22 protein-coding genes are annotated in these 25,939 nt (G+C 58.2%); 9 read left to right on the forward strand and 13 right to left on the reverse strand.

Annotated elements, in window-relative coordinates:
- Positions 1–39 precede the first annotated feature (39 nt).
- Positions 40–534 carry a 2'-5' RNA ligase family protein gene (locus tag HMPREF2920_RS02905; protein ID WP_049189371.1) on the forward strand — a complete coding sequence of 165 codons (495 nt, stop codon included), beginning with the start codon at positions 40–42 and terminating at the stop codon, positions 532–534.
- Positions 535–633: 99 nt separating this feature from the next.
- Here HMPREF2920_RS02905 and HMPREF2920_RS02910 read toward each other — a convergent pair whose 3' ends face one another.
- From HMPREF2920_RS02910 to HMPREF2920_RS02930, 5 genes are all read right to left on the reverse strand, one after another.
- A complete protein-coding gene (locus HMPREF2920_RS02910) occupies positions 634–1,518 on the reverse strand; it encodes a hypothetical protein (protein WP_070549903.1) in 885 nt (294 codons plus the stop codon).
- Between the two features lie 146 nt (positions 1,519–1,664).
- Positions 1,665–2,906 (reverse strand): MFS transporter, encoded by a 1,242-nt coding sequence (locus HMPREF2920_RS02915; protein WP_083308206.1) that lies wholly within the window; start codon positions 2,904–2,906, stop codon positions 1,665–1,667.
- 51 nt (positions 2,907–2,957) lie between these two features.
- Complete coding sequence (locus HMPREF2920_RS02920) at positions 2,958–3,482, reverse strand: CBS domain-containing protein (RefSeq protein ID WP_070600912.1); 525 nt, start codon at positions 3,480–3,482, stop codon at positions 2,958–2,960.
- Between the two features lie 297 nt (positions 3,483–3,779).
- Complete coding sequence (locus HMPREF2920_RS02925; RefSeq protein WP_070600911.1) at positions 3,780–4,652, reverse strand: patatin-like phospholipase family protein; 873 nt, start codon at positions 4,650–4,652, stop codon at positions 3,780–3,782.
- 99 nt (positions 4,653–4,751) lie between these two features.
- The gene (locus HMPREF2920_RS02930) at positions 4,752–6,002 is read right to left on the reverse strand and encodes a glutaminase (protein ID WP_070600910.1); all 1,251 of its coding nucleotides are present in this window, start codon (positions 6,000–6,002) and stop codon (positions 4,752–4,754) included.
- A 152-nt stretch (positions 6,003–6,154) separates the two neighbouring features.
- Here HMPREF2920_RS02930 and HMPREF2920_RS02935 point away from each other — a divergent pair, with 152 nt between their 5' ends.
- On the forward strand, positions 6,155–7,588 hold the full coding sequence (locus tag HMPREF2920_RS02935; protein WP_070600944.1) for a GuaB1 family IMP dehydrogenase-related protein: 1,434 nt from the start codon (positions 6,155–6,157) through the stop codon (positions 7,586–7,588).
- Positions 7,589–7,669: 81 nt separating this feature from the next.
- Positions 7,670–8,188 (forward strand): YchJ family protein, encoded by a 519-nt coding sequence (locus HMPREF2920_RS02940; protein ID WP_370647681.1) that lies wholly within the window; start codon positions 7,670–7,672, stop codon positions 8,186–8,188.
- A gap of 12 nt (positions 8,189–8,200) precedes the next feature.
- Here HMPREF2920_RS02940 and HMPREF2920_RS02945 read toward each other — a convergent pair whose 3' ends face one another.
- Complete coding sequence (locus HMPREF2920_RS02945) at positions 8,201–9,178, reverse strand: DUF808 domain-containing protein (protein ID WP_048759656.1); 978 nt, start codon at positions 9,176–9,178, stop codon at positions 8,201–8,203.
- A gap of 171 nt (positions 9,179–9,349) precedes the next feature.
- On the opposite strand from HMPREF2920_RS02945, the gene HMPREF2920_RS02950 reads away from it, so the two are divergent.
- Positions 9,350–10,057, forward strand: a complete 708-nt coding sequence (locus tag HMPREF2920_RS02950; RefSeq protein WP_083308205.1) for an isochorismatase family protein — start codon at positions 9,350–9,352, stop codon at positions 10,055–10,057.
- Here the strand turns inward: HMPREF2920_RS02950 and HMPREF2920_RS02955 are convergent.
- A complete protein-coding gene (locus HMPREF2920_RS02955; RefSeq protein WP_070600909.1) occupies positions 10,054–10,608 on the reverse strand; it encodes a gamma carbonic anhydrase family protein in 555 nt (184 codons plus the stop codon). The two genes, HMPREF2920_RS02950 and HMPREF2920_RS02955, sit on opposite strands and share 4 nt — an antisense overlap.
- Positions 10,609–10,714: 106 nt before the next feature.
- Here HMPREF2920_RS02955 and HMPREF2920_RS02960 point away from each other — a divergent pair, with 106 nt between their 5' ends.
- The 4 genes from HMPREF2920_RS02960 (at position 10,715) to HMPREF2920_RS02975 (ending at position 14,329) form a co-directional block, all read left to right on the forward strand.
- Positions 10,715–11,038 (forward strand): putative quinol monooxygenase, encoded by a 324-nt coding sequence (locus HMPREF2920_RS02960; protein ID WP_048759955.1) that lies wholly within the window; start codon positions 10,715–10,717, stop codon positions 11,036–11,038.
- Positions 11,038–11,655, forward strand: coding sequence for a hypothetical protein (locus HMPREF2920_RS02965; protein ID WP_070600908.1), 618 nt, complete (start codon positions 11,038–11,040; stop codon positions 11,653–11,655). Before HMPREF2920_RS02960 ends, HMPREF2920_RS02965 begins: the two co-directional genes overlap by 1 nt.
- 170 nt (positions 11,656–11,825) lie before the next feature.
- On the forward strand, positions 11,826–12,692 hold the full coding sequence (locus HMPREF2920_RS02970) for a 3-hydroxybutyryl-CoA dehydrogenase (RefSeq protein ID WP_048759650.1): 867 nt from the start codon (positions 11,826–11,828) through the stop codon (positions 12,690–12,692).
- A 278-nt stretch (positions 12,693–12,970) separates the two neighbouring features.
- The gene (locus HMPREF2920_RS02975) at positions 12,971–14,329 is read left to right on the forward strand and encodes an acid phosphatase (protein ID WP_070600907.1); all 1,359 of its coding nucleotides are present in this window, start codon (positions 12,971–12,973) and stop codon (positions 14,327–14,329) included.
- An 8-nt stretch (positions 14,330–14,337) separates the two neighbouring features.
- Here HMPREF2920_RS02975 and HMPREF2920_RS02980 read toward each other — a convergent pair whose 3' ends face one another.
- From HMPREF2920_RS02980 to HMPREF2920_RS02990, 3 genes are all read right to left on the reverse strand, one after another.
- Positions 14,338–15,489, reverse strand: a complete 1,152-nt coding sequence (locus HMPREF2920_RS02980) for a MalY/PatB family protein (protein ID WP_048759644.1) — start codon at positions 15,487–15,489, stop codon at positions 14,338–14,340.
- A gap of 96 nt (positions 15,490–15,585) precedes the next feature.
- Positions 15,586–17,169, reverse strand: a complete 1,584-nt coding sequence (locus HMPREF2920_RS02985; RefSeq protein WP_070600906.1) for a glycerol-3-phosphate dehydrogenase/oxidase — start codon at positions 17,167–17,169, stop codon at positions 15,586–15,588.
- A 684-nt stretch (positions 17,170–17,853) separates the two neighbouring features.
- Positions 17,854–19,548 carry an FAD-binding oxidoreductase gene (locus HMPREF2920_RS02990; protein WP_083308204.1) on the reverse strand — a complete coding sequence of 565 codons (1,695 nt, stop codon included), beginning with the start codon at positions 19,546–19,548 and terminating at the stop codon, positions 17,854–17,856.
- A gap of 178 nt (positions 19,549–19,726) precedes the next feature.
- Here HMPREF2920_RS02990 and HMPREF2920_RS02995 point away from each other — a divergent pair, with 178 nt between their 5' ends.
- A complete protein-coding gene (locus HMPREF2920_RS02995; protein ID WP_049192863.1) occupies positions 19,727–20,686 on the forward strand; it encodes a diacylglycerol kinase in 960 nt (319 codons plus the stop codon).
- A gap of 55 nt (positions 20,687–20,741) precedes the next feature.
- Here the strand turns inward: HMPREF2920_RS02995 and HMPREF2920_RS03000 are convergent, their stop codons facing one another.
- Genes HMPREF2920_RS03000 through treS form a run of 3 tightly spaced genes read right to left on the reverse strand, consistent with a single transcriptional unit; the run spans position 20,742 to position 25,914 of the window.
- Complete coding sequence (locus tag HMPREF2920_RS03000) at positions 20,742–22,658, reverse strand: ABC transporter ATP-binding protein (RefSeq protein ID WP_070600905.1); 1,917 nt, start codon at positions 22,656–22,658, stop codon at positions 20,742–20,744.
- Between the two features lie 59 nt (positions 22,659–22,717).
- Entirely contained in the window at positions 22,718–24,070 is a 1,353-nt protein-coding gene (locus tag HMPREF2920_RS03005; RefSeq protein WP_049170698.1) for a maltokinase N-terminal cap-like domain-containing protein, read from the reverse strand.
- Between the two features lie 32 nt (positions 24,071–24,102).
- Complete coding sequence (gene treS, locus HMPREF2920_RS03010; protein ID WP_049170701.1) at positions 24,103–25,914, reverse strand: maltose alpha-D-glucosyltransferase; 1,812 nt, start codon at positions 25,912–25,914, stop codon at positions 24,103–24,105.
- Between the last annotated feature and the right edge of the window lie 25 nt (positions 25,915–25,939).

Consider the following 25,939-nt stretch of genomic DNA (forward strand, 5'->3'; position numbering starts at 1 on the left):
CGTGTCGACCGACAGCAATAGGGGAGGAGTAAACGTCACATGGTGTCACCCGACAACATCCTGATGTACCTTCTGCCTGAGCAAGAGGCGCAGATTAAAGAGATCTTTGTGCAACTGGCAGAGCGTGGATTCCCGCAGCAGAATCAAAAGCCCCACATCACCGTTACTTTCGCACCGACCATGAGCCCGGAGGTAATCCAACGAGCAGCCGAAATTCTCCCACCGCTGATGCCTGCGGAATTTCGCAGGGTAGGAACGGTGGTGTTCGGGACAAAGAGTAAACAGACTGTCGCATGGTTATTAGAAACAAGCGATGAGCTGGAAGAAGCTGCTCGCGAGATCAGTCGTCTTAACCCTGAAGGTCGCGGCTCCCGCTGGATTCCGCACCTGACTATGGGGCTGCGAATCCCGCGGGATATGGTTCCCGGTTACGTCCGGGCTCTTGATGAACTAACAAGCCCGCACTTCAAAACTCTTAGTGCACCACGCGCTGCGTTCTGGAGTCCCAAAGTGCAGGAATTAACGGAGTTCTAGGGAGACTCCAGTACTTGTGTGCTGCTGTGCCTCAGCGATTACGTCCCCGCTACTTCACAAAAACTGTGGTTTCAGAAAACAGTAGCCTAAGAAGAAAAACTAAGCGGCATCCATAATCTTCTTTGCCTGGGCATCGAAGACCTCCAAGGCGCGCTTCTTTGCCGCTTCCTTGGACTCTGGGGTCGCCTCTGGAATCTGCATGGGATCCGTCGTGTTTTCCATGTTGCCAGCTGATGCATCCGGAGTCGGGGCGGCGGACACCATTACCATTACGCCGTTGACGATGCCGACAATGTCGTAGCTGGTGGCCGTAGTATCCGTGCCACCGGCGTTGATGTTCGCACTGGTCTCGTGTGCAGTGAATTCAGCTGGCTTGACGGAAAGATTTGGCTCCCACTTTTCTCGGTGCAGTTTCATTGTGGTCGTCATGTCCATGTCATTAAACATGTCCTGCATCTCAGGAGAAATCTCCTGACCTTCCATGGAGTCTTTCAGAATGTCGGAAGCATCCATCGTAGCTGTCACGTCGGAGCACTTTTCGAGGCTGTCTTCGTACTTCTGGTACGCATCAGTGTTCTTCAATACTGAGACGCTGACAGCGACGTTCTCTTCCTTAATGTCCGTGTAAGCACCGGCAGCATTCTCCAATTCCTCAGTTGAGTTGGTGAAAGTGGCGCATTCGGCCGGTTCAAATTTCATTGAGTCTTCCGAAAACATCTCCATGGCATCTTTGAACCCGGTGATTTTGTTTCCGGAGAAGTCCACACCTTGAACTTCATTAGTGAGCAGGAGCTGATCTTCGGCTGCAGCTGGAGCTGACCCGTCTGCCTTCGTCATCTTGCTGGTCGACTCTTTGCCTGCCTCGCCACCGGCATTGCTGCTTTCTTCCCCCGAGCCGCATGCGGTGAGCAGGGCGGCGCTTGTACAACCTGCGACGACGGTTGTCGCAATTTTCTTCCACATTCCAGAGCTGCGCTGCTTCATGATTCCTCATTCCATCGAGCTGAATTTCAACAACCTATGCAACCTGCTCAGATGTCCTGAGCCGGAGCCAATATTTTGTGAAAGAAAGAATACAAGAGCTCGCCTCGGCACGCTTCCCAAAAACAAGAATTTCAGTCGCGTCTGCTTTACGACGCTCCGTCGGACCTCACCGCAGACTGTGCAACCTTTGCCACGGGATACGTGGATACCAACGCAACAATCGCACCGAAGATGAAAACGGGCACGAATCCGAATTTCGGTGCTGCGAAAGAAATAACAAAAGGGGCGAAGAAACCAACATAGGTCAGCGAATAGTAAATAGCGGTGGCAGCACCCAACTCGGCTGGCGGTGCGATAATTTGCACTTCGCGGAGGCCGGAGACCATCATCACGCCGTACGCGGCACCGAGAGCCAGGGCAGCGGGGAAAACGCTCCACACATTCTGGGTGAGTGCGACGATGAGGCTGAGCAGCATTCCGACCGTCGTTAAGCCAAGACCGAAAATAGCTGGCGGGATAAAGCTGCTGGAACTGATGCGAGTGACCAGTGGTTGCACCAGAACACCGGTGCCCATCGTAAGGCAGGCGATGAGTCCTGCGAAGGCGATGGGGTAGCGGGATTCGGCGATTGTCGGCAGGACGACGAAGGATGTGCATGCAGCACCGAAGACCCACGGTGCCCAAGCGGCGACTGCCCACAGGAACCTCGGGCTTAGAGTGGCGGAGGAGAAGAACCGTTGCGGAGAGTCGCTGTGCCCTGCCGCCGGTAATCCGCCGGAGGCGTTCCATGTCGGTGGTGCGATAAAAAGCAGCAGTGCGAGATGAACAAGATAGGGGATGACATCAGGGCGCGGGGTGAATTCTGCGACCAACCCGGAAGCCAGGGGGCCGAGGGAGAATCCGGCGGAGAGTGCAACGGTTGCGCGCCGGGCAGAAATTTGAGGTGCGACGGGCGCAATTTCTTTGATCCACGAGGCACCGGCGGCCATTACCATGCCCATCGAAATGCCGATGATAAGACGTCCTACCAGAAGTGATGGGAAGTGGAACCAGATGCCGGTGAGTAGGACGGCTGAGCCAACGGCAGAGGTTATGAGTGCAGGCCGGATGATGGCGCGACGGCCGAGCCGGTCGGAAAGTGGGCCGCAGATGAGTAGCGCGGGGATGAGTCCTGCGACGTAGATGGCGAAGAGAAAGGTGACCTGGGACTGGTTGAGAGCATCGGTTATTCGATACGCGGGCAGGAGTGGTGCGAAGAGGTTGGCTCCAAACGCAACCGCGAACATGCCCAGGGCTACCCGAATCCAGTCTCGTATCACGGTTGCCTCCTGAGGGCTCTCATCTGTGGGGATAGAACAGTGTGGTAACAACAATAGGCCAGCTAGCAAACGCTAGCTGGCCTATTGAGTTACTCGGGTCGTCTACCCAAGTTAGTCGCCCTAGTTATTGGCGGCGCCGAAAAACGCGGTAATCGGCGAGAAGAATCCCTTGGACTTCTTTGACTTCTTAGCTGCCTTTGTCCTGCCAAGAATGCGCTCAGAGATGCGGTCGGTGAGGACACCTACCAGCTTGCCGCTGCGGACGACGGGCAGCTCGCTGAGCGGCCCGTCAATAAGCTGGCGAGCCCTGATTGCAGCTGGATCCTCGGGCTTGACAAAGACCTTCACCGGGGCGCCGACGGTGTTCATGTAGGCATCGCGGTCGGCGTATTCACGTAGTTCCTTCAGCGTAATGTCGCTGGTCAGGTAGCCTTCATCATCGACGAGGAAGACACAGGTATCGTCATCGAGACCAGCGAATTCAGCTGCGTAAGTATTCAGTGCCTCACCGACAGTGATGTCCTCCGGAAGTGCAATGTACGACTCGGTCATATGCATCCCGACGGTGTCGGGGAGGAGGTTGTAGGGGCTGATTGAAGATTTCGGCTTGAAGAAGTTGGCGATGGTGTTCTGTGTCTGTGTCATTTTTGGATCCTTTTCCAGGTATCCCAGCTCCTTTGCTAGGAGGGAATTTCTGTTGATTGATAAATTATGGCTCCCTCGCCTAAGAGCGTTGGCAATGTGATGCCGCAACTAAAGGTGGCCACTTGAGATGGGACCTTGCTTCGAGAGTCTGCCGAAACTCTCGATAAAGTGCAGGGCAGTGGCCTATGTGGATATAGGAGCCTCACCTAACGAGGTTGTTCGCTACGCAAAGGTTAACACAAGGTTACGTACACAGTAAAGAGGAATGAACGAAAAGCTTCCTAAAGGTATCGAAAGCTATATGCCCATGAACTCCTGAATCGCCGGCCATTCGGCATCAGTTTGTGCCTGGCCAAGCTCGTAATTGTGCAGCAACTTCGGACGCCTCCGCTCCGCCTTCGTGATGCTCATGTTATTGGCGTAGAAAACATATGCTTGGCCTTTTCGCTCAAGCTCAGCAGCCCAATCGAGAGATGCATTGTAGCGCTCATGCCTAGTAATAAGAAGCTCTGCCACCATCGGGTTGCTACGGAAAATCTGGCGCAGGAGCTGTGGGCGTGAAGGCGCTGTGCGGCGGAACCCCTTCGGGCGAGTTAGCACGATGAGGAACTTCTTAAAGCCGTCTGCCTCTGCGGCATTAATCGGAATGCCGCCCGATGATCCCAGCGCGCCATCGACGAATGGGATGCCGTCAATATAGGGCATGCGCATGACACCGGGAATTGTTGAGCTGGCGCGGGTGTACTTCATCAACGTAGGCAAATCTGGGATATCGTCCGGCCCCCAGTTGATGGTCTCGCCCGTATCTGCCCGGACAGCAGAAATCCGGTAGGGAGTTGGATTGTTCTTAAAAGTCTCGTAATCCAGTGGCATGGCGCCGTCGGGAAGCCCCGCGTCTTCATAGATGTACTCGGCATCGAAATAGCCGCGTCCGCGCAGCATCGGGCGCCAGCCACTGCTGGCGGGCTGTGCAATGAAGTCAGTGAAACTATTTATAGAGCGCTGGATATCCCGGGAAAGGTAATTGACTACGTGAGAGGCACCGGCGCTTACCCCGCCGACCCAACCGACATCGATGTCCTCGCGAAGTAGTCGTTCGACGAAAGGCGCCGTGTAGCTATTGCGTGTTCCGCCACCTTCGAAGACTAACGCTACATCGCTGACCTGCATTTATATCCCTCCGGTTGTCGTCACGCTATTGCCTATCGGGCGTTACGCTCGTTCAAGACTACCTGAACGCCACTCATTTTAGATTTCGGTTAGCGTAATTCACGGTGCGTCCTGGAGGATGACCGGCAGCAACCCCTCGCCCATATCCGGGTTGGGCAGCACGCCCTCCGGGTCGTAGAACAAAATCTCCTTGCCCTCGTGGCTCAGGCGTCGCATCGCTTCCAGAATCAACGCGCGTCCGACCGGGTTGACAAAGCCAACGCGACTGATGTCGAAGACAACTTCGCTTTCCGACGGGGTGGAAGTTGCCAACCTGTTGAGAACGATTTCGGCCGCAGTGAAATTCACCGGGCCCTGAATCTCGATAATGGAGCGGCCATTGCTGACCCGTGTGCTGCGCAGTGCACGCGAGCCAATGGCTTCGGCATCCATGAGATGAAGGCCTAGGTCTTCGGAGAGCTTCCGGAAGATGGCAATACTGCGGACACTATTGCCGTGGTCGTTCAATCGTGGCGAAAAAGCTGCTAGCCCCGCCTGGCCTGGCAGGGCACCCAATAAGCCGCCGGCGACACCACTCTTGGCGGGAATCCCGACTTCGGTAAACCATTCACCGGCCTCGTCGTACATGCCAGCAATCGCCATCACGGACAATACTTTGCGAACAACCGCGCGGTCGAGCACAGTCTGATTAGTTACCGGGTTAACGCCACCGTTGGCCAACACTGCGGTCATCATAGCGACATCGCGGGTGTTGACCAGTATGGAGCACTGCGCGGTGTAGCCGCGGACAGCATCGAGGGGCGTGGTTTCGATAAAGCCGTAAGCAGCCAACATGTGCGCGATGGACATGTTTCGATGTGCGGTGTCGATTTCGCTTTCGTAGGCGTCGTAGTCAACGCGGAGCTTGCGACCAGCCAAAGTTGAGAGAAGGTCCACCATATGGTTGGTGCGGCTCTTCCAGTCGGCACCTGGCTGACACACGAACTGGTTGACGGCGAGTGCGCCGACATTAATCATCGGGTTCTTCGGGCGATGTGTGCCCTGCTCCAGCGACAGCTCGTTAAAGGCTTCCCCGGAAGGTTCGGTGCCCACAATGCTGTCGATTTTGTCTTTGCCTTGTTCGGTTATGGCTGCGGCGTAAGCGAAGGGCTTGGACATCGACTGAATGGTGAATTCAGCGTCAGTATCGCCCGCAGTGTAGGTGCGCCCCGACACGGTGGTCATAGCCAGCGCCAGGCGGTCGGGGTTAGCTTCGGCGAGGGTGGGAATATAGTCCGCTACCTCGCCAGACTCATCGGGACGGACAGATTCGACGATTTCGGACAGGTAATCTTTGATCGGCGTCTTCATTAGATTTTGCTAAGCATCTTTCCTGGGAAAGGAATCCCGGTTGAGTCAACGGAGTCTCGTACGAACCTACACCAGGTGAAGTCGGCTATGGGTGCCCACCTCTGGCTACTCCCCGCCGTGCACACCGGAAGAATCGACTTATCCTGGTGTATGTGAAATTCCTTAACAATCAGTCCGCGCCCTACGAGTTGACCTACAGCGATGTCTTCATGGTGCCGTCGAAGTCATCCGTGGGCTCTCGCATGGATGTCGATTTGTCCACTAATGATGGCACCGGCACAACCATTCCGATTGTGGTCTCCAATATGACGGCCATCTCCGGGCGCCGTATGGCCGAAACCACCGCTCGCCGAGGTGGAATTGCCATCCTGCCGCAGGACGTCCCAGCTGACATTGCCGCTGAAACCATTCGCAAGGTCAAGTCCGCTGGGCTGGTTTTCGACACCCCGATTGTCGTCAAGCCTCACCACACCGCTGGTTATGCGCGCCACCTCCTGCCAAAGCGCGCGCACGGTGCAGCAGTGGTGGTGGAAGACAACAAGCCGGTCGGGCTGATTACGGGGCGCGATCTGGCGGGAGTGGACAACTTTGCGCAGGTGGGGACGCTAATGTCCACCTCGCTTTTTACGCTTCCTGCCGACATTGAGCCGCGTGATGCCTTCGACCAGCTCACCGCATCCGGGCGCAAGCTCGCGCCGGTGGTTGATGCAGATGGTGTGCTGGTGGGAATTCTCAACCGCAAGGGGGCGCTGCGTGCGACGCTCTATAAGCCGGCTGTCGACGCTGACGGCAAGCTGCGCGTCGGTGCTGCGCTTGGCATCAACGGTGATGTTGAGGGGCGTGCAAAGACGCTGCTCGACGCAGGCGCCGATGTACTCGTCGTCGATACCGCACACGGACATCAGGAATCGATGCTCCATGCTTTACGACGAGTCCGTGCGCTCAACCCACCAGTGCCAATTGCAGCCGGCAATGTCGTGACCGCCGATGGGGTTCGCGACCTCGCGGAGGCAGGAGCTGACATTATTAAGGTCGGTGTTGGCCCGGGTGCGATGTGCACAACTCGAATGCAGACGGGTGTGGGGCGTCCACAGTTCTCCGCAGTACTCGAGTGCGCTGCAGCGGCTCGTGAATGTGGCGTGCATGTCTGGGCTGACGGCGGTGTGAAGGATCCCCGCGATGTGGCTCTTGCGTTGGCTGCGGGTGCCTCCAACGTGATGATTGGTTCGTGGTTTGCCGGTACCTTCGAATCCCCGGGAGATGTCCAGAAGGACGTCGACGGACGCATGTTCAAGGAGTCTTTCGGCATGGCCTCGCACCGCGCGGTAGAGAATCGAAATGCGCAGGTGGAAGCCTTTGAGAAGGCTCGGCGTGAGATGTTCGAAGAGGGTATCTCGACCGCGAAGATTTACCTGGAGCCGGGCCGCGAAGGCGTAGAAGACCAGATTGATCGCATTATCTCGGGCGTGCGTTCTTCGTTCACGTACGCGGGTTCGGCCACCATCGAGCAGTTCGCTGAGCGGGCAGTGGTGGGAATTCAATCCGCTGCGGGGTTTGCGGAAGGAATGCCGAGGGCGACGCGGTAGCCGTCGGCAAGCCTGTCGGGGGTTGAACCGACTAGCGGTGCTGCAGGTCAATTGGTAGGTATGTAAAGACGTTGTTTGGACGTGTTTAATACCGCATGTGAGATTGGGGAGGGGCTGGCAACAATGGTTCGGCAGTTACGAGAAAACAGTGCTGCGGCGGAGGCTGGATTGGGAGCAGGAAGCGGGAGCGCGTTTTTCGCGCGCGCTCGCGTGGCCGATTCCAATCCATGCCCGTGCGGTGGGGGACTCTACGGGAAGTGCTGCGGTCCGCTGCACCGCGGTGAGCGGGAGGCGTTGACCGCAGCTGAGCTGATGGCAGCGCGGTACAGCGCTTACGTCGCACACGAGGCGGATTACATCTGGCGGACGTGGCATCCGCGCTACCGCCCAGAAATTATCAATGTGGATGACGGTGTGAAGTGGGAGGGGCTCACCATTATTAACACTGTCGATGGTGGCGAGGAAGACCGCGAAGGCATCGTGGAATTTGAAGCGGCTTTCCATGACCATGAGGGCATCGGCACGATGCACGAGCGCTCCCGCTTCGTGCGTCGCGCGCGACGCTGGGTCTACGTCGACGGTGAGGTCACGTACTCCTAAGCGTCAGACTTCTTAAGCAGACGCCTCGGCTGCGCCCTTCTTGTCATTCTCATCGTGTTTGTCGTGGCCGAAGGGCAGCACGGCAACAATCGCCACAATGATCGCGCCCCAGATGGCGCCGAAAATCAGTGAGCCGGTGGTGTTGGCCAACCAGCTGAGGAAGCCACCGGTAAACAGCTGCTCAAGGTTGTGGACTAGTTGGTAGGGGAGATGCCAGCCCAGTTCGTCGAGGCCGACGACCATGATGTGGCCACCGACCCACAACATGGCAAACGTGCCGATTATGCCGATTGTGGTCAGGACGATTGGCATGGCCTTGACCAGTGCCGCACCAAACTTGCTGACGCCAGCTGATTCCTTGGACTGCAGGTGCAGGCCAATGTCATCAATCTTCACCAAGAAACCCACCACGCCGTAAACCGCAAGCGTGATGATAAGCGCAACCACAATCAGAATCAGCGCACGATTGAGCAGTGGTTGATCGGCGACCTCGTTGAGAGAAATCACCATAATCTCCGCGGAGAGAATTAAGTCGGTGAAAATTGCAGACTTCACCAGCGAATCCTCATTCTGTGGCGTGCGGTTGGTCGCTGCTTCCATCCGCTCCTGCTCAGTCTGATCGGGAGAGATTTGGTGCTTAATCTTCTCCCAGACCTTTTCCATGCCTTCAAAGCACAGGTATGTGCCACCTAGCATCAAAATCGGCGTCAGCGCCCAGGGCAGAAACTGACTGAGCAGTAGCGCAATCGGCAGAATAATGACGATTTTGTTGACCAGAGAACCTTTGGTGATACGCCAAATAATCGGCAGCTCACGCTTCGGCGAGACACCTTCGACGAATTTAGGGGTCACCGCAGCGTCATCTACCACAACGCCTGCAGCTTTAGCGCTAGCTTTACTGGCCGCAGCCGCAATATCGTCTGTTGTTGCCGCTGCAGCGCGTGCAATCGTGGCAACGTCGTCAAGCAGCGCGACAAGTCCGCCTGCCATAAAAACCTCCCGCATTGGAGGACGCGACTAAGAGCCGACGTCGTATCAAAGGATTATCGAAACGATTCTAACCGCTACACCGGATTGACTCTTAGTTGTCGATAGCTTGTTGAAGTCTTGCTGATAGTTAGCATGCTCCTTTAAATGTGCACGCGTGGCAAGATATAGACCATGAACGCTTCCTTCTCCGAAATCTACCGACAGGTCAACGCGGACAACGCCGATAACGCGGACAACGAGTCAGATACCAGCAACGATGCCGGCTCCGAGGAACAACAGCGCCCGGCGCGCCCACGCATGGCACTGGTAGTCGTCGACGCTCAGAATGACTTTTCCGCGGGTGGCGCACTTGCCGTAGACGGCGCGGAGGCAGCGTACACCGCCACGTATCTGCATGTCGCGGGCACGGCGAATAAGTATTCGGTTCTCGCGACCACTCGCGACAATCACATCGATCCGGGCACGCATTTCTCCGAGACCCCGGATTTCGCCAATACTTGGCCGAATCACTGTGTCGCGGGAACCCCGGGCGCGGAAATCCATCCCGGGATGCAGCGCGCCATCGCGTTTTTCGAGCAACTCAATCCCGCTGCCGTGCGTATAGATGTCACGAAGGGGGAGTACGCCGCCGCCTACTCCGGTTTCGAGGGAGCAACGGAGGCTGGCGTTTCGCTTGCCGACGCCCTTCGCGCCTCTGACATCGAAGAGATCGATGTGGTGGGTGTTGCGACTGACCACTGCGTACGCGCAACCGTGCTCGATGGCCTTAAGGAAGGCTTTTCCGTCCGCGTTTTGAGCAACCAGGTCGCGGCGGTCGACCCGGAGCGCGGTAAAGCCGCACTAGCGGAAATGGCTGCTGCCGGTGCGACAGTGGTCTAGTTAAAAGTCACCATATCCAGGTCGACCTCGCGGAGATGGCGGTGGTTAGACGCTGTTTCCACATAACGCTCTGCATGGGCAATGAAGCCCTCTGCCTCCTCGGCTGAGAGTTGGCGACGTACCTTAGCGGGAACGCCTGCAGTCAGCGAACGGGGGTCGATTACCTGATCTTCCAGCACCACGGCACCTGCGGCAATGAGGCTGCCAGCGCCGATACGCGAACGCGACAACAAAGTGGACTTCATGCCGATGAGGCAACCATCTTCAACTGTGGTGCCATGAACCAATGCCATGTGTCCAACCGTGACATCATCGCCCAGAATGGTGGGCACGCCTCGGTCGACATGGACGGTGGAATTGTCCTGAATGTTGGTGCGCTGGCCAATACGGATCGGTGCGACGTCACCTCGGAGAACAGAACCGTAGAACACGGAGCTATCCGCACCGATTTCGACATCTCCGATAATGACCGCGCCGGGCGCAATCCAGGCGCTGGAATGAATGCGTGGGGTCTTATCTTGGTAGGTGAGAATGAGCGGAGTGTTCATCATACAAACCAATATAACTGTCACCTGAGGTCAGCGTAAGAAAAATTCTCAGCGAAACTCTATTAGTTGAAGGGTGCAATTCTGCCTGGACACGCCTACAGTGGGCGACATGATTTTTATCGTTGTGAATTACCAAGTTAAGCCGGAGTTTGCCGACGAATGGATGGATCACGTCGCTGAGTTCACCGCTGCTACCCGGGCAGAGGCTGGCAACAAATGGTTTGAATGGTCCCGCAGCGTAGAAGACCCCAATCAGTACACCCTCGTTGAGGCATTCGATGACGACGCTGGCGAAGCCCACGTCAATTCCGAGCACTTTGCCAAGGGGCTGGAGGCGATGAAGCCACTGCTCACAGAGACCCCGAAGATTGTTTCGCAGGTACTCCCGGATAAGCAGGACTGGGATCGCATGGGCGAGCTGCAGGTCGACTAATGTCCGCAGACACCATCCGCGATAGTGCAGCGGCTCCCAGTAGCGGTGTCTATTCCCTGATTGGGCGTGGCTTGCGTATTGGTTCCGCTGTGCTCGCTTCTGCTCTCGTCGTCGGCCTCAGTGCTTGTGGCGATAGTGATAAGGCGGCCTTGGAGGGCAATCAAAGTCAGTCAAGCCAGGCACCGGGTGCTGTTAGCTCCAGTGCTGCAATTCGGGATAACTTGGCTCAGCTGGCGGCAGATACAGCGGCGCTGAAGAATGCATCGCAGACACTGATTGCAAAGGAAACCGTCTCGGAAGAGACCCGAAAGATTGCGCAGCAGGCGGAGCCCGTCTTTGCTGAAGAGGAAGCGCAGCTAGTTAAGACTCTCGGTGTCGATGTTGATCCGGCTGAGACGAAGCTCGACACCGCTACCATGACCCGTCTTGAAAACGAGGAGGGGCCACACGCAGATATGGCTTACCTGACGTTGATGGAAGGCAGCCTGGACAAGATGCTCGGCCAGTGGGAGGAACTGGAAAAGCACGGCGGAAATGACCTGCAAGAGCTGGCACGTTCGTCTCGGCAGCAGCTGGAAGATATTCAGCAGGCACTGGCAAAACGTATGCAGTACTAGCCACTGTTCAGGCCAAGTGGAGGAAATTCAGATAAAAGTCCTGCAAAGCGCACCCGGGAAACTGGGGAAGTGAGTAGCGTGTAAATAAAGCCAGTGCGCTGTAATCGTCGTTAAGCGAACGCGCGCTCGGATGAAACACAATGCTGACTAGAAGGTAGGAAGATTCGCCAATGGCAAATAGCATCTCGCGAGTAGGCATCGTCGGCGCCGGTCAGATGGGCTCCGGCATCATTGAGGTCTGTGCGAAGGCCGGCAGTGATGTCAAGGTTTGGGAGGCCAAAGAGGAGTTTCTCGAGTCCGGCCGCGCCCGTATTGAAAAGTCGCTGGATAAGGCCGTTTCCCGTGGCAAGCTGGAGCAGTCCGCACGTGATGAGATTATGGGCCGTATCAGCTTCACCACCAAGCTGGAAGACTTCGCTGACCGTGAGCTGGTCATCGAGGCCATCGTGGAAAACCCGGAAGTAAAGGCCAGCGTCTTCTCGCAGCTCGATGAGATTGTTGAGTCGGACGATGCCATCTTGGCTTCCAACACCTCCTCGCTGCCGATTCAGTCCATTGCTGCAGCCACTAAGCGCCCGGAGCGCGTCATGGGTCTGCACTTCTTCAACCCGGTTCCGGTTCTGCCGCTGGTAGAGCATGTCGTTACCCTGACTACGGGTGATGTTCAATCGGAGCGCGCGTACGAGTACGCTTCCGAGGCGCTGGGCAAGACTGTCATTCGTGCGAAGGACCGCTCGGGCTTCATCGTCAACGCCCTACTCGTTCCGTACATCCTAGGCGCTATCCGCATGCTGCAGGACGGCATTGCAACCGCAGAGGACATCGACGCTGGCATGGTCAATGGCTGTGCACACCCGATGGGTCCGCTGACTCTGGCCGACATGGTTGGCCTGGACACCATCAAGTTCATCGCCGATGCCATGTTCGACGAGTACAAGGAGCCGACTTACTCCGCACCGCCGCTGCTCAAGCGCATGGTTGAGGCTGGCTACTTCGGCCGCAAGTCTGGACGCGGCTTCTACGACTACTCCAAGTAGTTCACGCTTTTAACCCCGTTTTGGGGCGAGTAGTGAATTCTTACCGGTTGGCGGGAGTTTATCCCGCCAACCGGTTTCTTTATGCATTTATCAGTGAAAACCCGGTGCTCGACGGGGAAACTGTCAGTCATCGGCACTAACATTTTGGAAACTTGTTTCTTTTCAACGCGCCGAAACCTCACCGTGGCCTTAGCATGAGTGAAGATTTTGTCAGACCTTGACTTATAGGGCACTTCACAACTGGTGCCCCAGGCAGCAATCTGGAAAGGAACGTCTCAGTGTCTTCTTCGAAGCCGCACAAGCGCACAGCAACTCGTACTCGCGTCGGCGCTGCTACCGCAGCGATGGCAGTTGTAATGGGGCTCACGCCGGCAACGGCTTGGGCGGCTCCGGTTAACCCGCTGGCCGAGCTGGGTAACCGCCTGGACTCAGTTTCTACGCTCCCAGCGAATGTAACCGCTCCGGAAGGGATCAAGCTGCCTGGCGGTGGCCTCGAGGTACCCGAATCCATCTCGTTGCCGTCGTCTTCCGGTGAAAACACCGACCCGAATGCGCCGACCCCGACTCCGTACCGTCCGGACCAGATTGTGCGCGCGTACCCGTCGGATGCCGCTACCGATAACTGGTTCTACTTCTACGTGGTCCACCCGTTCGTCGAGGTTCGAGACACGCACCCAGAGGTTATGGATCAGAACCTCGAAACCGTTGTTCGCATCAACAATGCTGCCAAGAACGACCCACAGGCACAGGAACTCGCTCTCGATGACGACTACCTGGATCCACTGGTCAATATCTCCACTGCTTTCGGTGCAAATCTGGGTCAGCATTTCCGTGATGCCTTCGATGAGGGACGCCTGCCGAAGGTGAAGGCACTGCTGTCCGGCAACCTTGCCCGCGGTGGTGGCCTGGTCAGCTCGACCTTCTTCGAGAAGTACGCATACGGCTATGATCGCCCGTTTGTGGTGGCACCGGAACGCATCGAGCGCTACTACCGCGAAGGTCAGGACGACCCGTACTCGACCACGCCGTCCTACCCGTCGGGCCACACCAACAAGGCTGCATGGACCTCGACCATGCTGGCTATGATGCTGCCGGAGGTCGCACCGCAGATTCAGGCGCGTGCTTCCGAAGCCGGTCATTCGCGCATTGTCATGGGTGTGCACTACCCGCTGGATGTCATGGGTGGCCGCATGATGGGCAACCAGGCCGCAGCTGACCGTTGGGCAGACCCAGAGTTCCGCCCACTCATCGAAGAAGCAATGGATGAGCTGCGCACTGAACTTGAATACCGCTGTGGCGACACCATCGCCAACTGCGTTGCCAAGGACACCCCGTACATGAGCACCGCAGCTGCCGTTGAGCAGTACACCGAGCGTATGACCTACGACTTCAAGCAGGTTGGCCCAGCTAATGAGCCAGTTGTTGTCCCGAAGCGTTACGCAGGTTTGCTGGAGACCCGCTTCCCGAAGCTGACTGAGGAACAGCGCAACTCCATCCTCGCTCAGACTGCAATCCCGTCCGGTTACCCGCTCGACCGCACCGACGGTGAGGGCCAGCACGTTCGCATGAACCTGGCTCGTGCTCTGGCCGCCGACGTCGTTGTCAACGCCGACGGCAGCGTCACTGTCACCAACTAAAACGTCAGCTAAAAGCGCAGGGCCGCGTCAAACCGGTCCAGGGCCTCACCGAGAATCTCCGGGGAGGTCGCAAAGTTAAGCCGCACATGACCAGCCCCGCCTTCGCCGAATGCGAAGCCGGGGTTGAGTGCTATTTTGGCGTTTTCCATCAGCCACGCAGCTGGGTCACCCTTGTCAATGCCGGGCACGTCACCCAAGTCCAACCACGCCAAGAATGAGGCCTGCGGTGGGTTAAAGCGAGCCTGCGGCGCAATAGTGGACAAACGCGTTCGCAGAGTCTCACGGTTGGTGCGCAGGACGTCGACAAAGTTATCCAGCCAGGGCACACCGTCGCGGTAGGCAGCAGTGGCAGCGGCGACTCCGAGAATTGAGGCGCCTTCGCGCACAATGAAGGGCAGCTTCCGCCAGGTTTTGGCATCTTCGTCGTTAAAGATGATCTGTGCACACTTTAGGCCAGCGGTATTCCAGCCCTTCGAGGTAGCAGTCACCGCGATAGTCACGGCTGCCGCAGTATCCGACACCGACGCGGTCGGAGTATGAGTGCCATCTAGAACAACTGGGCCATGAATCTCGTCTGAGATAACACGCGCGCCAAAGCGAGCGGCCAAATCGGTAATCTCACGCAGTTTGTCAGCGGAGTAGGTAAAACCGAGCGGGTTGTTCGGGTTACACAAGATCAGGCAACCTGCACCGTCGGCAAAGGCACGTTCGAGGGCGCCGAGATCCGGGCCGTCGGCAAGCGTGGGAATGCACACGGTCTCTCGTCCGAGCGCGGGACCCACCTGAAAGAACGGCATGTAGGCGGGCGTGGGGACGACAATCGCGGAATCGGGGCGGGTGAAGCGTTCCACTGCGAGCGTGACACCGCGGACGACGTCCGCGACGGCAAAGATGTTGTCAGGGTTCGGGCGCCAGCCGTAGCGTGCTGCAGAGAAGTCCGCAGTTGCGGTGGTAAGCGCGGAGATGTCCTGTGAGAGGTATCCGAACTGTTCGCGCTCACAGGCCTCGTGGATAGCGGCACTGACCGCAGGGCAGGTGGTGGCATCGGATTCGGCGACCCACAGTGGCAGCACGTCCGGGGAGTACGCGGTCCACTTGACTGTTCCACGGTTGCGGAGTTCATCGAGGGAAGGGAAAGTGACAGCGTTATTTACACTCATAGTTTCCGTGTATACAGAAAAACGGGCAGTCCGAAGACTCCCCGCTTTATTTAGTAGCTACGACCACGACCGGAGCGGCCACAGCAACGACCAGAACTAGGCCAGCTGCAGTGCCTCCTCAGCAGCTGGCAGGGCAGCGTCGCGATCAGCCTTGACCAGCCCGAGGCGTGTGCGGCGATCGAGAATATCGTCGACGCTGAGAGCACCCTCGTGGGTCACATGCCAGGCGAACTCGGCACGGGTCACATCGAGGCCCTCCGCCACCGGGTCGAGTGGTCGGTCGAGCGGGCAGGACTCGATGACCTCGAAGGACTCAGCGCCGTAGCGATTAAACAGCGGCATTGGGATGCGGCCTGCAGCGGCAGCGGTGCGGGCGCGGTCGAGTTCCTTCGGCTCGGAGCCCAGCACAGGGATGGTGCGGGTGGAACACGGAGCGAGGGAAACTCCGAGCTTCCCCGCGACCTTGTCCACGGTCTGCTCAGCCATCAGGCGGTACTCGGTGAGTTTGCCACCAGTAATGGAAATTAGGCCGGTCGGGCCCTCCAGCAGGGCGTGTTCGCGGGAAAGGTCAGCGGTATGGGCCTCGCTGGCGTCGATGAGCGGGCGCAGGCCGGCGAAAGCGCCGATGACGTCGTTGCGGGTGAGCGGAACCGCGAGTGCTTGGTTGATGACATCGAGCAGAAAATCGATGTCATCCTCCGGTACTTCCGGCTCGTCGGGGATTGGGCCGGGTGCATCCTCATCGGTCAGCCCGATATAGACGCGGTTGTGTTCTGCGGGCAGGACAAAGCAGAAACGGTTGGTGTGACCGGGTACCGGTACCGTGAGCGAACCGGTAGGGTTGCCCAGTTTCGCGGCGTCGAGAACCAGATGGGTGCCGCGGGACGGGCGAATCTTGATGTTCGTCGCCAGTTCTGCGGCCCACACACCAGTGGCATTGACGACAGCGCGAGCCGGCATTTCGAAGGAATCGCCAGTGAGCTCGTCGACTAGTGTGGCGCTCGTGCCAGAGGCGTTCTCGCAGCGTACGCGGGTCAAAATAGTTGCCCCGTAGCTAGCGGCCGTTCGAGCGATAGCGGTGACCAGGCGGGCGTCGTCACGCAGTTGACCGTCGTAGTTGACGTAGCCGAACTTTACGTCGCGTTCACGGACGGTCGGTGATAGTTGACTGACTCGGCGAGGACCGACAGTGCGGGATAACGGCAGGGTAGTGGCAGAGGTACCAGCGATAATGCGCAGGAAGTCACCGGCCAAAAAGCCTAAACGCGGCAGAATTCGGGTCAGTGGCGCGAAACTGTCCATCACCGGCACGACCTGCGGCAGGTTATGTGCCAGGTGCGGTGCGGTGACATCGAGCAGTGCGCCACGCTCGATAGCTGAGCGGCGAGCGATACCGACATTGCCGCTCGCAAGGTAGCGCAGGCCGCCGTGGGCTAGCTTCGATGACCAACGAGAAGTGCCGAAAGCTAGGTCCTTCGTTTCGACGAGCACGGTATTGAGACCCCGCGAAGCCGCATCCAAAGCGATGCCGACACCTGTGATACCCGCGCCGATGACCAGCAGATCAGGGATCGCGCCCTTAGCGGTATCTTCGCGTAGACGATCCAAGTCCGCTTGCCGACGAACCTTGTTCAAAACCGCAGCGGAGCGATCGCGCTGAGGAGCGTGCGTGGCAGTCATAGTCTTTCTTCCTCGACTTTCCCGAAGACGATGATGATGGTGAAACTATCTGGCGTAAGTGATGAAGTTATGGAGGGGTGTAGCGATTTCGAACTATTTCGGACGTAACCCATTGCAGGGCGCTTAGAAATAGACTAAGTTGTTCATTATCAACGACCGGCACGGATATTGATTCAAGAAAACTTTCTTAGCTGCGAATCAGTTCCAAGGATTACAAGGAAGGAGACACCTCGATGGCTATGCACCCAGCGTCCAACCGCTCTGAGTCCATGAACCGAGCTTTCGCTGCTATTGCACCATCGCTGCAGATGTGTTGCTGCTGTCTCCAGTCCGTGCCACCTCAGACAGGTCGTAATTAGAAAAGCACGCTTAGGCATTTAAAACGCCACACTGTTTGCGGTCGCACGGACGAAATCGCACCGATTAATCCGACCATCCCCACCATCCAAAGCATCCTTGCTTGGAAACTCAGGAAGAAGCGACAGCGACAATGACCGCAGCACTTGAATCTTTTACCCTTGACGATTACGTTTCACTATTTATTTATGACGGCCCAACGTCGCCGGAAATCTACGCTAGTGAACTGGTCAGTCTGGCGCACTAGTCGCTGCTAGTGGCTAGGCATGCCGGACTTTCCATGTTTGGTAGAAAATGGCTGTTGGGCTGCAGATGGCGGCAACAGGGTTAGATCATGTTGCCGTCGTAACGCTCTTCCAGGGAGCGCGGACCGGTAGCCAGCTTGCCCGGGTTGAGGATGCCAGCCGGGTCGAGTTCGGCCTTAATGGCACGCATAACCTTGGCGAACAACTCGGTGTTCTCCTCGTAGTACTGCGGGCTGTGATCCTGGCCAATGCCATGGTGGTGCGTGATGGTGCCGCCGAAGTTCATCATGGCCTCTGACGCCGCGGTCTTGATGTCCATCCACTGCTGGAGAATCTCGCCTTCGGTCTCGCGGAAGAAGTACGTGAAGTACAGTGAGCAGCCGGATTCATACATGTGCGAGATATGGCAGAAGACGTACACCGGGGTGCCATGCTTCTTGCCAGCGGCTTCCATCGAGGAGGCGATTTCCCGGCGCAGTGTGTCGGCGTTGTCCCAGGTAGTAGCGGTCTCCAGGGTGTCGACACCCACTCGGCGGGTCATCATGACATCGCGTAGGTACGGCGAGGAGAAGCGATGGTTGACCCAGGCCATGCCCGGGATGGAACCCATGCGGACGCACTTCTTGGTCAGCAGGCGAGCGGCGAGGCGCTCACGGGTGACGCGGGCGCCGACCGGGTCGGTCTGTGCGAAGCCGAAGATGACCATGCACGGGGTGTCGATGCCACGCAGCTTCAGGTACTTCGTAACCTTTTCGGACATGCTGGCGGAGCCGAGCTGAGTGAGGCCGAACAGGGTCTCCTTTTCGTCGGAGATACGTGCCAGGTGGGGGATATTTCCACTCTGCTCCAGCTTGCGCAGCTCCTCGGCGGCTTCTTCGAAGGAGTTGAAGAAGTAGGTGTCGAAGAGCATCTCCTTTTGTGGACGCTGATTCAGGGCAATCGTCACATGTGTGATGATGCCCAGCGTGCCCTCCGAACCCAGGAAAAGCTCACGCGGGTTTGGGCCGGATGCCGACGACGGCATGTCGCGGAACTCCATGGTGCCAGCTGGCGTGACGACGCGCATGCCAATTACGTTGCGGTCGATACGACCGTAGCCAGAGGATTCTTGGCCTGCCGAGCGGCAGGAAACCCAACCGCCGACAGTGGAGTACTCGAAGGACTGCGGGAAGTGGCCGGCGGTGAAGCCGGCTTTGGACAGCTCCTTTTCCAGGTCGGGGCCGAATACGCCGGTCTGGGCGGTGACGGTGCCAGCGACCTTGTCAATCTCGATGATTTTGTCGAAGGCGGTCATGGCTACTGCGATGGCCTTGCCCATACCTCCATCAACAGCCTCTACGCCGCCGACGACCGAGGTGCCGCCACCGAAGGGGACGATTGCGATCTTGCGTTCAGCGCATACCTTGAATAGGTCCTCGATATGCTTTTCAGTCTTCGGCAGCACGACAGCATCCGGGGCGACATCGAGTTTGGCTGCACGGAGGCGGGCCAGGTCGGGGTAGGACCGGCCGACCGCGTGTTTGACGCGGGTGTCGTGGTCGGTGGCGACGGCATCCGCGCCGACAATAGCTTCCAGAGCCTCGATATCTTCGGTGCTGAGACGGCTACTGGGGATGGTGACGTCGGCGATGTTGGGCGGCGGGTTGTGTGCGTCCAGCGACATACCGATTTCGCGTTGCAGGAGTTTCTCGCTGGCCGTGGTGATTGGCTTGTCGTTACCGTCAACGCCCCAGCCCCACCAGCGCATGCGGTATGGAATCGTGAGCTTGTTAGACATTCTGAGCTTCTCCTTGGGGCATCGGTGCTGCGACCTCTTTTATCATAGCGACATTACGTTACGTTTTCTCAAAAAATGTCAATCAATCTTGGTAAGCTTTAGTTAGATGCATTAACGCACTCCCATAAAGGCCAGTATTGACCGGTCAAAAGCCCACGTAAAAGTAGGTATTTCTTCGATGAACGCTAACGACAAGGATCTCAACTACCCGCTGGGAACAACTGAGATTCGTACCCTTGCTCTGGTCACTAACCCCCACGCGGGTCATGGCGCCTCGCAGATTGCGTCCGCCCGGGCGAGCCGGGTGTTCGCGGATCGCGGCATCGATGTCATCGCTCTCCAAGGTGCTAACCCCGACGACGCCCGCAAGCTCATTCGTGAGGTCATCGCCGACGGCCGAATTGATGCCCTGGCAGTCTGTGGTGGCGACGGCATGATTAACCTCGCACTGCAGGAGCAGGCACAGACCGGCATCCCCCTCGGTATTATCCCGGCCGGCACCGGAAACGACCACGGTCGCGAATACAATCTGCCGCGTGGCAATGCTCGCGATGCCGCTCACGTTATCGCCGATGGCTTCTGGACGACCACTGACCTCGGCCGCATCATCAATGAGGCAGGGGAGCAGCGCTGGTTCGGCACTATCATGTGTGCCGGCTTCGACTCGATTGTCTCCGACCGCGTCAATCAGATGACCTGGCCGCATGGCCGCAACCGCTACAACCTGGCTATCGTCCGCGAGTTCTTGGCTTTTCACTCGCTACCATTCCGCATCACGCTCGATGACGATCGGGTTCTCGAAGATCCAATCACGCTGGCCGCCTTCGGCAACACCCGTTCTTACGGCGGTGGGATGAAGATTTGCCCGTCCGCAGACCACTCCGACGGACTGATGGACATCACTGTCATCGGCAAAGCCGGGCGCATCAAGGCCGCCCTGGCCTTCAAGTCCGTGTTCGACGGCACCGTTGAAAAAATCGGGGAGGTCAGCACCTACCGCGCCAAGAAGGCTTACGTGGAATACATCGGCCCGCCACGCCAGATGAACGCCTACGCTGACGGCGACCTCATGTTCCCGATGCCGGTCACCGTCGAAATTGTTCCGGGCGCTGGCCGCTACATCGTTCCCCGTCCGTAAAAGGGCGCAGGGGTGCCCGTCGTCAAGCGTTTCCTGCATGCTTGACGACGGCGCGTTACCCCTTGATGCCGTACTTCTTCAGGCGCAGACGATCCGCCGCCGAGGCCGAAGCCGTCAGGCGTAGCAACTCGGCGTAGATACCGTCAGTCTGCGCCAATTCTGCGGGTGCGCCCACCTCGTCGACGTGACCGTCACGCAGCGTCACGATGGTGTCCACATCGGAAATTGTGGACAGGCGGTGGGCGATGATAACCGTTGTGCGTCCCTCCATCAGCTTGTCCAAGCCTCGCTGAACTTCGCGTTCGGCCTTGGTGTCCAGCGCCGAAGTGGCTTCGTCCAGGATGAGCAGGGGAGCATCCTTCAAAATAGCGCGCGCGATGGCGATGCGCTGCTTCTGGCCACCCGAGAGCTTCAGACCTCGCTCGCCGATAGTGGTGTCGTAGCCTTCGGCGAAGCTGCGGATGAAGTCGTCGGCGTTGGCCTTCTTCGCGGCGGCAATGATTTCTTCGTCGGTGGCGTTGGGTTTGCCGTAGGCGATGTTTTCCCGAATCGTGCCGGAGAATAGTGACGAGTCCTGGAACACGACGGCAGAGCCAGCACGCAGAGTGGAACCGGAAACCTCGGAGACATCCGACCCCAGCACGCTCAAGCGGCCTGCGGTCGGGGCGTAGAAGCCGAGCAGCAAGTTGACGATGGTGGACTTGCCGCCACCCGACTCGCCGACCAGGGCGATTTTCTGGCCCGAGTACGCCTGGAAGCTGACATTGGAGAGCACCGTCTTGTCCTCTTCGTAGGCAAAATCCACTGCGTCGAAGTCGACAATGGGAGCGCCAATTGCCTCCTGTTCGGCTGCGCGTTCCAGGGAGGAACGGTGGGCGCTGTCGACGGACTCTGCGTCTGCGGTGGAACCAACGGACGCGGAGTCGAAGTCGCCGTTATTCGCGGTCGCTGCACTGAGCAGCTCCGGCTGCGTGCGGGTCTCTGGAGTAAGCTCCATGACCTTGAAGTAATCGCGCGAACCGGCGACTGCGCGCTGGGCAGCGTCGACCAGGAAGCTCATCATGGTCACTGGTTGGCGCGCCATGTTAATCAGCTGAATGAGCATGACCATGGTGCCGATGGAGAATTCTCCCGACAGCGTACGCAGGAAAAGCAGCAGGTAAATGCCTGCGAAGATGATGTTCAAAATACCCCCGCGAAGGGCATCCATGCGGTGCCACCACGTTGACTGATCGCGGGTCAGGGAGATGGTGCGGCGGAAGCGGGAACCAAAGAAAGCGATTTCGCGCAGCTCCGCAGTGTAGGAGCGGACAACCTTGACTTGGCCGATGACCTCGGCAAAACGGCCACCGGCGATATCGATTTGTTCGTTCTTTTTCGCTTCAATCTTCTGCCAGCGCTTCGAGGTCAGCGCGGTCAGCAGGGTGTAGACCGGGAAAACGATAATCAATAGCACCGCCAGGGGCCAGTAGTGCCAGGCAGTGATGCCCAGTACCGCGCCGACGGTCAACAGCATCGGGAAGAAGTTGTTGGAAAACGCCTGGAGGAACTGCGTGATATTGCTAATCGAGCGTTCCAGGCGGGCGATAATTGTGCCGGTGACCTGACTGTCGAAATAGCGTTGCGGCAGCGACAGCAGCTTTGCATAGTAGCGGGTCGACAGAATCTCGCGCATGCGCGCAGTCATCACATCGCCCAGGTAACCACCGATGTTATGCACGATGGTTTGCGTCAGATCTGCGATTAGCAGCCCGATGACCAGCCAGATTACCGTGCGAGTGGTATCGGACATCGCCGCCTGGCTCAAGCCTTCATCGCTGGACACCGCGCCGACGATGGCGTCGGTGGCATCGCGGATGAGGAAGGGGCTAATCAACGACGCGGCGGCGGTGGCCAGCGAACAGATGATGACCCCGATATAGAAAGGCCAGAGCACTCGTGTAGTGGACAGGATTCTGCTGAGCAGACGCACGAAAGACCTCTATCTTGCGGGAGGATCACTCCCGCGATGAAATTACTGCGACAAAAGCCCTATCCTAACAGCGAGCGCACAGCACCAAGCGGCAGCGGCAGCCAGTTGGGGCGGTTCTGCGCTTCGTAAAGGCACTCGTAGATGGCCTTATCCAGTACAAAGGCCTCCAGTAGCGCCGGGTCACTGGCATCGCCATAGCCCTCCAAGAACGCATCGATATTGCGGCGAGCCCACTGCTCAACACGCTCGGTAGCTGCCTCGGTGTCTTCACGTCCGGTCAGCAGCGGGTAATGAGCGGCGTAATCGAAGGAGCGAATCATGCCGGCGATATCGCGTAGGCGGTGATCCGGCAGACGGCGCTCCTCCCACGGGCGCGACGGCTCGCCTTCGAAGTCAATCAAGCGCCAAGAGCTCGGCGTGCGCAATACCTGCCCCAAGTGCAGATCACCGTGGATTCGCTGGACGACGGCACCACCTTCCGGAACCGCAGCCTCCGCGCGATCGAAGATAGCCTGCGCTTTATCTTTGACCTCAGCAATTTGTGGCACCACACCAGCGACGAAGTCCAGGCGAGCTCGCAGTGGGGCTACCAGCTCCGCACCGGTCAGACGCTTCTTTACCGCGACAGCGGCAGCGAGGCTGCTGTGTACCGAGGCCACTGCTTCGCCGAGCGCACGCGCTTCGGATGTAAAGTCGGTGCCCAAATCTTCCAGCGGGGTCTGACTGTCGCGGATGGCATCGCGGACTGCGCCAAGAGCCAGCTCCCAGCCATCCACCGAGTTCGGTGCGAATTCCTGCAGCATGGCGGTGGTGTAGGTGTCTTCGCCAATGGTGGTCTCCACCCAGGAGTAGAGCTCAGGGACGAACTTGCAATCCGCCTGGGCCAGTGCGGCCAGCAGCTCCACATCGGCATTAGTACCGGGGTAGAGGCGACGGAAGAACTTGCACATCACGCGGTCGTCGAAAATGACCGAGGTGTTCGACTGCTCGACTCCCATGGGGCGGCCGGATTTCGGTCGGAGCTGCTCAGAGCCCGGCACACGTCGCAGTTCCATGCGGCCGAGCTTGCCTTCGTCGGAAAGCTTCTGGCCGAGTGCTGTGATGGCATCCGAATCAATCAGAGCGTCGTAGCCGACGATGCCCTCCGCGCGAACCAGCAGGGACTGCTCGTGGCCATCGGGGACGTCCTCCGCCCAAGCGATGGGCAGCTGATAGGTCGGTGCGGAATGCGCGGTGTGCACCCTCACCAATGCGATATCGACATCGGGACTGTCGGGATTGTCGCGCAGTACGGGGTCAAGCGCGAGGATCTCGACGTGGTCGATGTCAGAGACCTTGTCAGCGAAAAAGCGCATCTTGACCAGTGTGTCTGCCAGCTCTTCGGCAATGAAATCGGCGGTGGGAATAGTCATTTCAGTTCGTTCGCCTTTCGGGACTTAAAAGATCACTCTTTATTATCGGCGTTTGTGACGGCATCGGCTGCGGCATCGGCGGCGGTGCCTGAGTGCTCGCGTGATGACGTCACCGGCGCGTCCGATATCGCCTGCGCAACCGGGATTGTCGGCGCCGACATGGAGGCGCTCGATTCGAGGTTTGTCTCTGGCGGCAACTGGATTTCGAACCAGTAGAAACCGTGACCAGGAAGCGTGATCTGGTAGGGATCAGTGCCAATTGTGGGGAAGGGAACCGAACCCGTGAGCTCTACCGGGGTGGCGCCGGCGAACTCGGACAGATCCAGCGAGACGGCCGCGGGGTAAGAGGACAGGTTGTTGACGCACAGCAGCACTTCGTCGCCGTATGTGCGCAGATAGGTCAGAACAGAGGCGGTATCGCTATTCAGCTCGCGGAAATCACCGAGGCCAAAAGCCTCATAGCGCTTGCGGACCTGAATCAGTCGACGCACCCAATTCAACAGCGAATTGGAGTAGCTCGCTTGGTTCTCGACATTGACCGCCTGGTAACCGTAGGTCGCATCCTGAATGGTCGGCAGATAGAGCCGACCAGGGTCGGCCTTGGAGAACCCGGCGTTGCGGTCGGGTGACCACTGCATCGGTGTGCGCACGCCATCGCGGTCACCGAGCCAAATGTTGTCGCCCATACCAATTTCGTCCCCGTAGTAGAGCACCGGCGAACCTGGCAGGGAGAGTAGCAGGGCATTGAAAAGCTCGAGCTGTGTGCGGTCATTTTGCAGCAGTGGCGCTAGACGACGGCGAATGCCGATGTTGGCCTTCATCCGCGGATCGTGCGCATACTCGGCGTACATGTAGTCGCGCTCGGCATCGGTGACCATTTCCAGCGTCAGCTCATCGTGGTTGCGCAGGAAAATGCCCCACTGAGCCGAAGACGGAATCTCTGGCGTGGACTCCAGGATCTCCGAGATGGGGAAGCGGGACTGCTTGCGCACCGCCATGAAAATGCGTGGCATGAGTGGGAAGTGGAAAGCCATGTGGCATTCGTCGCCACCGACCTCCGGGTCGCCGAAGTATTCCACCACATCGGAGGGCCACTGGTTGGCCTCCGCCAGCAGGACGCGACCCGGGTATTCCTCATCCATGACCTTGCGGCAGCGCTTCAGAAAAGCGTGGGTCTCGGGCAGATTCTCGCAGTTAGTACCTTCGCGTTCGAAGAGGTAGGGAACAGCGTCGAGGCGGAAGCCATCGATGCCGAGATCGGACCAGAAGCGCAGCACATCGAGCATCGCTTCCTGCACCGCCGGATTGTCATAGTTCAAATCCGGCTGGTGGGAGAAGAAACGGTGCCAGTAGTACTGGCCACGCACCGGGTCATAGGTCCAGTTGGAATCCTCGGTATCGACAAAGATAATGCGTGCGCCCGAGTAAGTGTCCGGGTCATCAGTCCAGACATAAAAGTCGCCGTAGGGGCCATCCGGATCAGTGCGCGACTGCTGAAACCACTCATGGGTATCGGAGGTGTGGTTCATCACCAGGTCAGTAATAACGCGGATACCGCGCGCATGGGCCTCGTCGAGAAGCACCTTAAAATCCTCGACCGTGCCAAACTCGTCGAGCACGGCGCGGAAGTCGCGGATATCGTAACCGCCGTCGCGCAGCGGGGAGTCGTAGAAAGGCGGCAGCCAGAGGCAGTCAACGCCCAGCCATTGCAGATAATCGAGCTTCTCCGTCAGCCCTTTGAGGTCGCCGGAGCCGTTGTTGTCGGAGTCGAAGAAGGCCCGGACGAGCACCTCATAGAACACCGCGCTGCGGTACCACTCGTAATCTTCCTTGGCGATAGTCATGCATCCCAGCGTAATGACTATGCCA

Source organism: Corynebacterium sp. HMSC075F02, assembly GCF_001838335.1.
Lineage (GTDB): Bacteria > Actinomycetota > Actinomycetes > Mycobacteriales > Mycobacteriaceae > Corynebacterium > Corynebacterium jeikeium_D.

Bases quoted from the DNA above. Each gene is read 5' to 3' on its own strand.
- HMPREF2920_RS03005 (WP_049170698.1), bottom strand. From the start codon at position 24,070: ATGACTATTCCCACCGCCGATTTCATTGCCGAAGAGCTGGCAGACACA.
- HMPREF2920_RS02955 (WP_070600909.1), bottom strand. From the start codon at position 10,608: ATGATGAACACTCCGCTCATTCTCACCTACCAAGATAAGACCCCACGC.
- HMPREF2920_RS02905 (WP_049189371.1), top strand. From the start codon at position 40: ATGGTGTCACCCGACAACATCCTGATGTACCTTCTGCCTGAGCAAGAG.
- HMPREF2920_RS02960 (WP_048759955.1), top strand. From the start codon at position 10,715: ATGATTTTTATCGTTGTGAATTACCAAGTTAAGCCGGAGTTTGCCGAC.
- HMPREF2920_RS02920 (WP_070600912.1), bottom strand. From the start codon at position 3,482: ATGACACAGACACAGAACACCATCGCCAACTTCTTCAAGCCGAAATCT.
- treS (WP_049170701.1), bottom strand. From the start codon at position 25,914: ATGACTATCGCCAAGGAAGATTACGAGTGGTACCGCAGCGCGGTGTTC.
- HMPREF2920_RS02965 (WP_070600908.1), top strand. From the start codon at position 11,038: ATGTCCGCAGACACCATCCGCGATAGTGCAGCGGCTCCCAGTAGCGGT.
- HMPREF2920_RS02925 (WP_070600911.1), bottom strand. From the start codon at position 4,652: ATGCAGGTCAGCGATGTAGCGTTAGTCTTCGAAGGTGGCGGAACACGC.
- HMPREF2920_RS02990 (WP_083308204.1), bottom strand. From the start codon at position 19,548: ATGTCTAACAAGCTCACGATTCCATACCGCATGCGCTGGTGGGGCTGG.
- HMPREF2920_RS02910 (WP_070549903.1), bottom strand. From the start codon at position 1,518: ATGAAGCAGCGCAGCTCTGGAATGTGGAAGAAAATTGCGACAACCGTC.
- HMPREF2920_RS02980 (WP_048759644.1), bottom strand. From the start codon at position 15,489: ATGAGTGTAAATAACGCTGTCACTTTCCCTTCCCTCGATGAACTCCGC.
- HMPREF2920_RS02930 (WP_070600910.1), bottom strand. From the start codon at position 6,002: ATGAAGACGCCGATCAAAGATTACCTGTCCGAAATCGTCGAATCTGTC.
- HMPREF2920_RS02995 (WP_049192863.1), top strand. From the start codon at position 19,727: ATGAACGCTAACGACAAGGATCTCAACTACCCGCTGGGAACAACTGAG.
- HMPREF2920_RS02970 (WP_048759650.1), top strand. From the start codon at position 11,826: ATGGCAAATAGCATCTCGCGAGTAGGCATCGTCGGCGCCGGTCAGATG.
- HMPREF2920_RS02985 (WP_070600906.1), bottom strand. From the start codon at position 17,169: ATGACTGCCACGCACGCTCCTCAGCGCGATCGCTCCGCTGCGGTTTTG.
- HMPREF2920_RS02950 (WP_083308205.1), top strand. From the start codon at position 9,350: ATGAACGCTTCCTTCTCCGAAATCTACCGACAGGTCAACGCGGACAAC.
- HMPREF2920_RS02945 (WP_048759656.1), bottom strand. From the start codon at position 9,178: ATGGCAGGCGGACTTGTCGCGCTGCTTGACGACGTTGCCACGATTGCA.